Genomic DNA, 8,924 nt, shown 5'->3' on the forward strand with positions numbered 1-8,924 from the left:
GGCTCTTCACGAACGAGGGTGTAGCCGGGGCCTGAAGCCGCCGGCTTCGAGGAGCGATCTCGCGACATAGTTCGTCAGGTTGCGGAAGCCGAGCGCGGTGCCGCGGAGGTGCTCGAGACGACCATTGATCGCCTCGGTGGGACCGTTGCTGGTCCCGGGGCGGTCGAAGAACGCGAGGATGTCCGCGGCGCGTTGTTTCAGCGTGCGGCCGAGCCTGCGGATCTCGACCAGCGCGGCGGGAACACCGCTGGTGACGCTGTCGATCACGGCCTGCATCATCGCCTTGCCGCGCTTCTTGTCGGGTTCTCGGTAAGCGGCGACGATGCGTTGGTAGATGCCCCAGGTCGCTTCGACCTCAACATGATCATCACCCGCGAACAACGCGTCGAGCCGGTCACGTTGCTTGTCGGTGAGGAGACTATGACCGGTGTGCAGGGTGCGGCGGGCCTTGTAGAGCGGGTCGGCGGCGCGACCCCGATGCCCGAGCGTGGTCTGTTGGACGCGCTGTCGACACCGATCCAGCCCGTCGCCGGCGAGACGGACGACATGGAACGGATCCATCACTGGGACCGCAGCCGGGAGCTCTTCCGCGGCAGCGGTCTTGAACCCCGTGAAGCCGTCCATCGCGACGACCTCGATCCCGTCCAGCCAGGCCTTCGGCCTGCCGGCGAGCCAACTCTTGAACACGGCCTTCGAGCGGCCCTCGACCATGTCCAGCAGCCGAGCAGGGCCGGTCTTGTCACGGTTCGGGGTGAGATCGATGATCACCGTGACGTACTTGTCGCCCTTGCGCGTGTGACGCCAGACATGCTCATCAACACCAATCGTGGTGACGCCATCGAACCGATGCGGATCATCGATCAGGCGTCGCCGCCCCTCCGCAAGAATCGCCGCGTTCGCAGCCGACCACGACACCCCCAGCCCCGCCGCGACGCGAGAGACAGAGAGGTGATCCAGCACCAGGCCCGCCAGCCCCCAGGCGAGCCCGCCGCGAGAGATCTTCGCCCGCGCGGCCGCTGCCCTCGTCGTGTCCTGTCGCCAGACGCGCCCGCACCCGGAACACTTGTATCGGCGGACACGGATCAACAGCGTCGTGGGCCGGTGTCCGAACGGTTCATGCGCGAGACGGCGCGGCACCGTGTCCCGGGATGCGCCCTCGCACCCGCACTTCCTGCACCACCGGTCCGGTTCGAGCACTCGACACTCCAGCACCGCACGATCCGGCGACAGATGCTGCCCCACGGCTTCCAATCCGAGCTCATCGAGGCGGCAGAACAACGTCAGATCGGGCGGGAGGAAAGTAGGCTGGGACACGTCGAGGTCTTCCGGATGGGGAGTGTAGGAACTTCCATCCTCAGGGAGACCTCGACCCCTACCCGGCCAGCGACGCGCTCAACCGACTACACCCTCGTTCGCGAAGAGCCTCTTATCCGTGAAGGCGCCGTACGCCATGATGATCCCGAACTGTCCGAGCCCGAGGCATCGATGGCTCAATCGGATATATGGCCTCGTTGCCACATGCTCGGATACGTGCACGAGTGGTAAAATCGACGCTACGAAACGGGGAACGACGATGTCACCCCCCCGAAAGCAGGTAGTCGTTGAGCACCGCAGTTCCTTTGGATCCCTCCGCTGATCTGGTGGCCCAAGCCGTCCGTGAGCTTTCCCAGCGCACACGTTTCCCCGTGGCCTTCGGGGGCTTGATCGAAGACGGCATCGTCTCGGTCACGAACATCATCGGCACGCGCACCCGCAGCCTCGAAGGACTCAAGGTCCGCCCCGAACGCGGCCTGGGCGGGCGAGCGATGACGGAGCTGCGCCCGCGGATGACGAGCGATTACGGATCGTCCCGCCAGATCACTCATGACTACGACGGCTTCGTCCTCGGCGAGGGGCTACGTACGCTGCTCGCCCTGCCGATCATCGTGAACGGGAGGCCGCGTGGCGTGCTTTACGCCGGGGCATGGCAAGAATCACCGATCGGCGGGGTGACCACCGCACCGGCGATGTTCGTCGCGGATTCGGTCGCCTCCGAGCTGCGAATACGCGACGAGGTGGAACGACGCATGCGCCGGCTCTCGCCGCGGCCGACGGTTTTCACCGGCTCACGTCGTGAGGATCTGCGCGAGGGATTCGCGGAGTTGCGCAGCATCGCGGCCGACGTCCAGGACGTCGGGTTGCGCGAACGGTTATCCCGACTCGAGAAGCGATTGCTGGCGGTCGCAGAAGAAGCCGGGCCGGCGACGGACTCCACTCCCACCGTCCATCTCTCTCCGCGCGAGATCGACGTGCTGGCATGCGCCGCGCTCGGAAGCACGAACGCCGAAATCGCCGCTCAGCTGACTCTTCGTGAAGGAACCGTCAAAGCCTATTTAGGAACGGCGATGTCGAAATTGGATGCTTCCACCAGACATGCCGCCGTAAATCGGGCCCGCCGCGCGGGAATACTTCCATAAGCACCCCTATCCACAAGCATCATTGTTGACCATTCTCATAGGGCGTAAACTGACAGTATGGCAAGAAGAATTGTGCACCAGCTGGTTGACGACATCGACGGCACCGTCCTGGAAGTCGGCGCCGGTGAAAGCATCCATTTCTCGTTGGAGAACATCTCCTACGAGATTGACCTCAGCACGGTGAACGCGGCGGCGCTGCGTTCGGCCCTGGAGCCGTTCATCGCCGCAGCGCGTCGTTCGTCCAACGCTCCGTCGTCACGCGGTGGAGCCCGAAAGCGCGCAACCGGCTCTCCGGAGACCGCTGTGATCCGCGAGTGGGCGAGTTCTCAGGGACTCGCGATCTCCGAGCGCGGCCGCATTCCGGCGAACATCATCGAGGCGTACCGCGCCGCACACTGATCAGGAGTCACTCCTCGACGGAGGTCGCCCACGGCACATCGCCGAGGGCGACCTCCGTTGTCATGTCGACCAGGAAACGGGTGACGACCTCGCGCTCGTCGGAGGAGAGACGCGCAGCGGCGATGAACCGGCGCGCGTGCTGGCGACCCACGGTCTCGACGGCCGAGTGCCGAGTCTCCGGGGTGATGGCGATCGCCAGCGCCCGCCGATCGGTGGGGTGCGGCCCGCGTGAGATGTGCCCGCCCCGCTCGAGTCGATCGAGCAGCTTGGTCGTGGATGCTGTCGAGATCGCCAGGTGCGTGGCGATCGCTCCGGCGGTGGCGACGACTCCGCTGTTATCACAGGCGATGAGGAAGTGCAGTGCCCGCATATCGGTGGCGTTGAGCTTCATGTATCGCAGAGATGCCTCGGAGAGCTTCTGCTCCGCGTCGCGGAAGCCACCGAGCGCTTGCATCAATCGACTGATCTGCGCGATGTCGTCCGAGCCGAGTGATCCACGGTCGACGAGCTCGCCGGTGGGATCGCTGACATCGATGTCATAGATCGCCGATCCGAAGGCGAACCGCCCGGATGTCTCGGCCTGCTGCTCTGTCATGCGTTAGATATTACTCCCAAATCAATTTATGCTAGGTTTTAATCTAGCTTGGCTAGACAAACGAGGGAATGATGCACACAGACACTGATTCGACGACGCGTCCGCGGATACGGCGACGCTCCTGGGTGCGGATTCTCCTGCCCGCCGTCCTGATCATCGCATGGCTCGTCGGAGCAGGCCTGGGAGGGCCGCTGTTCGGCAAGGTCGGCGAGGTCTCCTCGAACGACCAGACGACCTACCTGCCGTCCTCCGCAGACGCAACTCAGGTCCAGAGTCTGCTCGGCGAATTCAACGACGCCGATGCGATCCCCGCCATCGCGGTATTCGTCGGCGACTCCGACCTCACCGACGACCAGCTCGTCGCGATCAATGACGCCATCGCCGATTCTGTCGACATCGAGGGCGTGTCCGACGAGGTCTCCCCCGGCATCCCCTCCGAAGACGGGAAAGCCGTACAGGCGTTCATCCCGATCAACAGCGACGCTGAACTCGGCGATACGATCGACGCGCTCGGCGAAGAACTGCGCGAAGCCAGCCCCGACGGCGTCACCGTCTACATCACCGGTCCCGCCGGCTTCTCCGCAGACCTCGTTGCGGGCTTCTCCGGCATCGACGGGCTCCTCCTCGGCGTCGCGCTCCTCGCCGTCTTCATCATCCTGATCCTCGTCTACCGATCGGTGCTGCTGCCCATCGTCGTCCTGTCGACGAGCCTGTTCGCCCTGTGCGTCGCGCTGCTCGTCGTCTGGTGGATGGCAAAGTGGGAGATCCTCCTCCTCAGCGGCCAAACGCAGGGCATCCTGTTCATCCTCGTGATCGGTGCCGCAACCGACTACTCGCTGCTCTTCGTCGCCCGTTTCCGAGAGGAGCTGCGCAGCACCCAGGACAAGGGCGCTGCGACGATCGCCGCCTGGAAGGGTTCCATCGAGCCGATCGCCGCCTCCGGTGGAACCGTCATCGCCGGACTCCTGTGCCTCCTGCTGAGCGATCTGAAATCGAACAGCACGCTGGGCCCGGTGGCATCCATCGGAATCGTGTTCGCCATGCTGTCGGCACTCACCCTGCTGCCGGCACTGCTGTTCACCTTCGGACGCTCCGTCTTCTGGCCCAAGCGCCCCGCATTCGAGCCGGAGGTCGTCGAGGCCGAGCACGGCGTCGCCACGAAGGGGCTGTGGGCTCGCCTCGCCCGCGGCGTCAAGCGTCGCCCGCGCCTGATCTGGATCACCACCACCGCACTGCTCATCATCGGCGCGGCCGGCTTCACTCAGCTGAACGCATCCGGCATCCCCCAGTCCGAGCTCGTGATCGGTGCTTCCGAAGCCCGTGACGGACAGGTCGCCCTCGGCGAGCACTTCCCCGGCGGCTCCGGCAGCCCGGTCTACGTCGTGGTGGACGAAGGCTCGCTCCAGGAGGCGGCCGACATCCTGCTCGCCAACGACGGCATCGACTCCGTATCGGTGACGGCATCCGACTCCCCCAGCGGAAGCGCCCCCGTCACCGAGGACGGCATCACCGCCTTCGGCCCTCCCGGAACCGAGCCGGTCGCACCGAGCGTTGTCGACGGCGAAGTCATGCTCCAGGGCACCCTGACCGATGCCGCCGACTCCGACGCTGCGGCTCAGACCGTGCGCGATCTGCGTGGCGAGCTCGATCCGATCGACGCGATCGTCGGTGGCGTCACGGCGACCTCGGTCGACACGAACGATGCGTCGATCCACGACCGCAACCTGATCATCCCGGTGATCCTCGTCGTCATCCTCCTCATCCTCATGCTGCTGCTGCGCTCGGTGCTCGCACCGGTGCTGCTGATCCTCACCACCGTGCTGTCCTTCGGCACCGCGATGGGAGTCTCGGCCTGGGTGTTCAACGGGATCTTCGACTTCCCGGGCGCCGACCCCGCCGTCCCGCTGTACGGGTTCGTCTTCCTCGTGGCATTGGGAATCGACTACAACATCTTCCTCATGACACGTGTGCGCGAGGAGTCGCTCAAGCACGGAACCCGAGAGGGGATCATGCGAGGGCTCACGGTGACAGGCGGGGTGATCACCTCTGCAGGACTCGTGCTGGCTGCAACGTTCGCCGCACTGTCGGTCATCCCGATCCTGTTCCTCGTCCAGCTCGCGTTCATCGTCGCCTTCGGCGTGCTGCTCGACACGTTCGTCGTGCGAACGCTGCTCGTGCCCGCCCTGTCGTACGACATCGGTCGTTCGATCTGGTGGCCGTCGAAGCTCGGGCGCGGAAAGCCCTGATCACGGGCTGAGCCGCGGAGGCGCTCGTCGGGTGTTATACCCGGCGGGCGCCTCCGTCGTATCCGGGGCTTTACCAACCAGAGACCACACGGTCAACCGGGTCGCCAGAGCGTATACCCGTTCCTAGAGTCAGAACGTTCAGAGAACGCGACGACGAGAGGAGACGACCATGAGCGGCATCGGAGATCAGGGGATGCGCCCGCCGGGCGTGGAGCATCCGCCGGTGGCAGACCCGGAGCCCGGAATCGACGACGCCGAAGCGCACGAGGATGTCGGCGAAGTGCCGGCCGGGCGCGCGGGTGCCGACTCGGGCGCGGCCGACGCGGTGCGCATCTCGTCCCACGACGAGGCGGGGATCCCGGATGCCTCGCCGCAGAATGATGCGCCGGGCGTCGGCCCCGGGCGGCCTAAGAGGGCGTAGCCGCTTCGACGTGCTCGTCGACGAGCGTGACTCCGCCGCTGGAATTCGCGGAGTTCGCCAGACTCTCCACCCAGGTACGACTGATCTCGGGAACCTCGGCCTCCTCGAAGACGAAGCGCAACGGGATCGAGGGATGCAGCCAGATGGTGCTGCGGCCGACCGCATCGCCTTCGGGGTGACGCCAGGACAGCGTGAAGCTCTCATTGCGCCGCAATTTGGTCGCGATGACGATCTTCAGGTGCGCGAGCGCACGATCCTCGATGTTGATCGGTTCGGCGGAATCGCCGTAGTAGAGACTGCCCACACGAAGAACCTACGTCACCGTCATCGCGAGCGCGATAGGACGCTCTGATACTCGGAGTATCTCCCCGTCTCACCGGGGAGTCAACCTTCTTCCACGGAGACGCGGAGCAGAGGGAGGCTCATACCCATGCACGCATCACGCCTTACCGCGCGCAGCGCCATCGCCCTGTTGCTCGCCACGACCCTCCTACCCGCGACAGGGTGCGGGCTCAGCATCCCGACCGATCCTGACGGAAGCCTCGACAGGGTGAGCGAGGGCACCCTGCGCGTCGGGCTCTCCCCCGATCCCGGCCTCATCAGCATGGCCGGACAGTCGCCAGATGGTCCGCTCATCGACATCACCGAGGACTTCGCCGCGAGCCTCGATGCCACCGTCGTCTGGAGCATCGCGGCGGAGGAGACACTCGTCGAAGAACTGGAGACCGGCGAGATCGACATGGCGATCGGAGGGTTCACGGATCAGACGCCATGGAGCGACCGCGCCGGAGTCACCCGGGGATAAACCGGCATCGAGGGTGCCGACGGGCGTTCGATCGTGTTCCTCGTCCCTCTGGGAGAGAACGATCTGCTCACCGCTGTCGAGATCTTCCTCGACGAGGAGGTCGGATCATGATCCACCAGTTCGGACACACCGACCTGCCGACCGAGCAGAAGGAGGCCCTGAAGAAGGCCGTCTTCTGGGAGTGGTTCACGATCGGCTACACCGCCTGCACCATCGTGCTCGTCGCCTTCGTCGTCGGCAACTCGCAGGCGATGAAGACCGCATGGATCGAAGACATGCTGTCGCTAATCCCTCAATTCGCCTTCCTCACCGCCCTGCTGTTCATCCGTCGGCGCCCGGATCGGAAGCATCCCTATGGGAGGCACCGCGCCATGGGCATCGGCCATCTGGTCGCGGGCGTCGCTCTGTTCGTGGTCGGCGCGAACCTCGCGGTCGAATCGGTGACCGGTCTGCTCGCTACGGAGCGTCCCACCATCGGCACCGTGCAGATCTTCGGGCGCACGATCTGGCTCGGCTGGCTGATGGTCGCGACGATGGCGATCGTCGTCATCGGCCCGCTCATCTACGGCCGGGCGAAGGCGCGCCTCGCCCCGGTCCTTCACAATAAGCTGCTCTCCGCCGACGCCGATATGGCGAAGGCCGACTGGCACACGAACGCGGCCTCGATCGTCGGCGTCCTCGGAATCGGCTTCGGCCTCTGGTGGCTCGACGGCATCGCCGCCCTGTTCATCTCACTCGGCATCATCTGGGACGGCTACCGCAACACCCGATACGCTGTCGGCGATCTGATGGATCAGCGTGCGATGACGCATGATGACGCCGAACCTCACCCCCTGGCCCGGGATATCGTCCGCCTGCTGCGGGCGGAGCGATGGGTGAAGGATGCTGCGGTCCGCATCCGTGACCAGGGGCAGGTCTTCCACGTGGAGGCCTTCGTCGTGCCCCGTCGGGGACGTGTCTCCGTGCGTCGGCTCGACGAAGCGTCCGAACGCATCGCCGACACGGATTGGAAGGTGCAGGACGTGGTTCTGGTGCCCGTCGAGCGACTGCCCGATGAGGCGGACCCGGCGATCAGCGTCTGATCCGCCGCGCGGCTCGCTCCTCGATGCGGTCCCGGCGCACACGGACTGCGATCTGTCGCGCATCGCGCAGTTCGACGTGCACCTGCCGCTCGGCGGGAATCCCCCGGCGGAGCTGTCGCACGCGCTCGAGCTCGGCGTCGAACTCCGCGCCGACGAGCAGTGCCATGCTCGCGATCCATGCCCACGAGGAGAACATGATGACCCCGCCGAAGGCGCCGTACAGGCGGCCGTAGTCGGCGATGGTCGTGACATAGAAGATGAAACCCGCGGTAGCGATGGCAAGGGTGGCCAAAGCCACGAGCGCCCCGATGCTCACCCAGCGAAAATGTGCGGGACGCACGTTGGGGGCGAAGAAGTAGAGCACGGCGAGCAGGAGCACCGCGATGAGCACGGCCGACGGCCAGCGGGCGATCCGCCAGATCTGCAGCGTGATTCCGAGCGCCACGACGAGGAGGAATCCCGAGAGTCGGGCTTCGGCGATGCGCGCCAGAACAGCGGTGACGGCATCCGGTTCAGCCGATGGCGCTATCGCCAGCACCACCTCCTCGATCGTGCGCGCCGTCTCCTCGGCGCGGCCGAGGATGCTGACCACCGAGAACGCCACCATGGCCGCGGGCACCAGCGCCAGCACCGCGTAGAAGGTGAGTCCGGCCGCCCGATCCGGACACTGGTCGACGACGAATGCCCGCGCTGCGCGTCGGATGCTCTCCCACCAGACTCTCGCCGCCGTGCGGGGCTTCGATTCGACTGCGCGGCGCATCGGCGCTCCTCTCCATCGTTCGTCGAGCATGCCTCACCCGTCGCGCGCGCCCATGACCCTTGACATCGGGACCGGTTTTGTCAACCCGGTACGCCGCACATCCCGATCGCGCCATGCTGGCACGGACGACGAGACGGAGGAACATCACGATGAGGGCATT

General features: G+C 65.7%; 10 protein-coding genes. 6 read left to right on the top strand and 4 right to left on the bottom strand.

The genetic code is table 11. The annotated features are described in order from the left end of the window. Positions 1 to 6: 6 nt before the first annotated feature. Positions 7 to 1,314, bottom strand: a complete 1,308-nt coding sequence (locus Q0Z66_RS11130) for an ISL3 family transposase (protein WP_298041115.1) — start codon at positions 1,312 to 1,314, stop codon at positions 7 to 9. Positions 1,315 to 1,640: 326 nt separating this feature from the next. Here Q0Z66_RS11130 and Q0Z66_RS11135 point away from each other — a divergent pair, with 326 nt between their 5' ends. Continuing rightward, positions 1,641 to 2,456 carry a LuxR C-terminal-related transcriptional regulator gene (locus tag Q0Z66_RS11135; protein WP_366938996.1) on the top strand — a complete coding sequence of 272 codons (816 nt, stop codon included), beginning with the start codon at positions 1,641 to 1,643 and terminating at the stop codon, positions 2,454 to 2,456. 57 nt (positions 2,457 to 2,513) lie between these two features. After that, positions 2,514 to 2,855: an Lsr2 family protein gene (locus tag Q0Z66_RS11140; protein ID WP_298041119.1), complete on the top strand. Its 342-nt coding sequence runs from the start codon at positions 2,514 to 2,516 to the stop codon at positions 2,853 to 2,855. A gap of 7 nt (positions 2,856 to 2,862) precedes the next feature. Here the strand turns inward: Q0Z66_RS11140 and Q0Z66_RS11145 are convergent, their stop codons facing one another. Continuing rightward, positions 2,863 to 3,450, bottom strand: coding sequence for a MarR family transcriptional regulator (locus Q0Z66_RS11145; protein ID WP_298041121.1), 588 nt, complete (start codon positions 3,448 to 3,450; stop codon positions 2,863 to 2,865). A gap of 71 nt (positions 3,451 to 3,521) precedes the next feature. Here Q0Z66_RS11145 and Q0Z66_RS11150 point away from each other — a divergent pair, with 71 nt between their 5' ends. Together Q0Z66_RS11150 and Q0Z66_RS11155 are read left to right on the top strand one after the other, a co-directional pair. After that, positions 3,522 to 5,696 carry an MMPL family transporter gene (locus tag Q0Z66_RS11150; RefSeq protein ID WP_298041123.1) on the top strand — a complete coding sequence of 725 codons (2,175 nt, stop codon included), beginning with the start codon at positions 3,522 to 3,524 and terminating at the stop codon, positions 5,694 to 5,696. A gap of 169 nt (positions 5,697 to 5,865) precedes the next feature. After that, entirely contained in the window at positions 5,866 to 6,117 is a 252-nt protein-coding gene (locus Q0Z66_RS11155) for a hypothetical protein (RefSeq protein ID WP_298041125.1), read from the top strand. Here the strand turns inward: Q0Z66_RS11155 and Q0Z66_RS11160 are convergent. Next, a complete protein-coding gene (locus Q0Z66_RS11160; RefSeq protein ID WP_298041126.1) occupies positions 6,104 to 6,421 on the bottom strand; it encodes a hypothetical protein in 318 nt (105 codons plus the stop codon). The two genes, Q0Z66_RS11155 and Q0Z66_RS11160, sit on opposite strands and share 14 nt — an antisense overlap. A gap of 126 nt (positions 6,422 to 6,547) precedes the next feature. On the opposite strand from Q0Z66_RS11160, the gene Q0Z66_RS11165 reads away from it, so the two are divergent. Both Q0Z66_RS11165 and Q0Z66_RS11170 read left to right on the top strand, forming a co-directional pair. Further along, positions 6,548 to 6,922: a hypothetical protein gene (locus Q0Z66_RS11165; RefSeq protein ID WP_298041128.1), complete on the top strand. Its 375-nt coding sequence runs from the start codon at positions 6,548 to 6,550 to the stop codon at positions 6,920 to 6,922. 107 nt (positions 6,923 to 7,029) lie between these two features. After that, positions 7,030 to 8,004, top strand: a complete 975-nt coding sequence (locus Q0Z66_RS11170) for a cation diffusion facilitator family transporter (RefSeq protein WP_298041131.1) — start codon at positions 7,030 to 7,032, stop codon at positions 8,002 to 8,004. Here Q0Z66_RS11170 and Q0Z66_RS11175 read toward each other — a convergent pair. Continuing rightward, positions 7,994 to 8,764, bottom strand: a complete 771-nt coding sequence (locus Q0Z66_RS11175; protein WP_298041133.1) for a YihY/virulence factor BrkB family protein — start codon at positions 8,762 to 8,764, stop codon at positions 7,994 to 7,996. The two genes, Q0Z66_RS11170 and Q0Z66_RS11175, sit on opposite strands and share 11 nt — an antisense overlap. Positions 8,765 to 8,924 lie beyond the last annotated feature (160 nt).

The sequence above is a fragment of the uncultured Microbacterium sp. genome, assembly GCF_947632095.1.
Lineage (GTDB): Bacteria > Actinomycetota > Actinomycetes > Actinomycetales > Microbacteriaceae > Microbacterium.

Coding starts and splice junctions, on each gene's coding strand:
- Q0Z66_RS11140 (WP_298041119.1), top strand. CDS start 2,514: ATGGCAAGAAGAATTGTGCACCAGCTGGTTGACGACATCGACGGCACC.
- Q0Z66_RS11145 (WP_298041121.1), bottom strand. CDS start 3,450: ATGACAGAGCAGCAGGCCGAGACATCCGGGCGGTTCGCCTTCGGATCG.
- Q0Z66_RS11150 (WP_298041123.1), top strand. CDS start 3,522: ATGCACACAGACACTGATTCGACGACGCGTCCGCGGATACGGCGACGC.
- Q0Z66_RS11155 (WP_298041125.1), top strand. CDS start 5,866: ATGAGCGGCATCGGAGATCAGGGGATGCGCCCGCCGGGCGTGGAGCAT.
- Q0Z66_RS11165 (WP_298041128.1), top strand. CDS start 6,548: ATGCACGCATCACGCCTTACCGCGCGCAGCGCCATCGCCCTGTTGCTC.
- Q0Z66_RS11170 (WP_298041131.1), top strand. CDS start 7,030: ATGATCCACCAGTTCGGACACACCGACCTGCCGACCGAGCAGAAGGAG.
- Q0Z66_RS11175 (WP_298041133.1), bottom strand. CDS start 8,764: ATGCGCCGCGCAGTCGAATCGAAGCCCCGCACGGCGGCGAGAGTCTGG.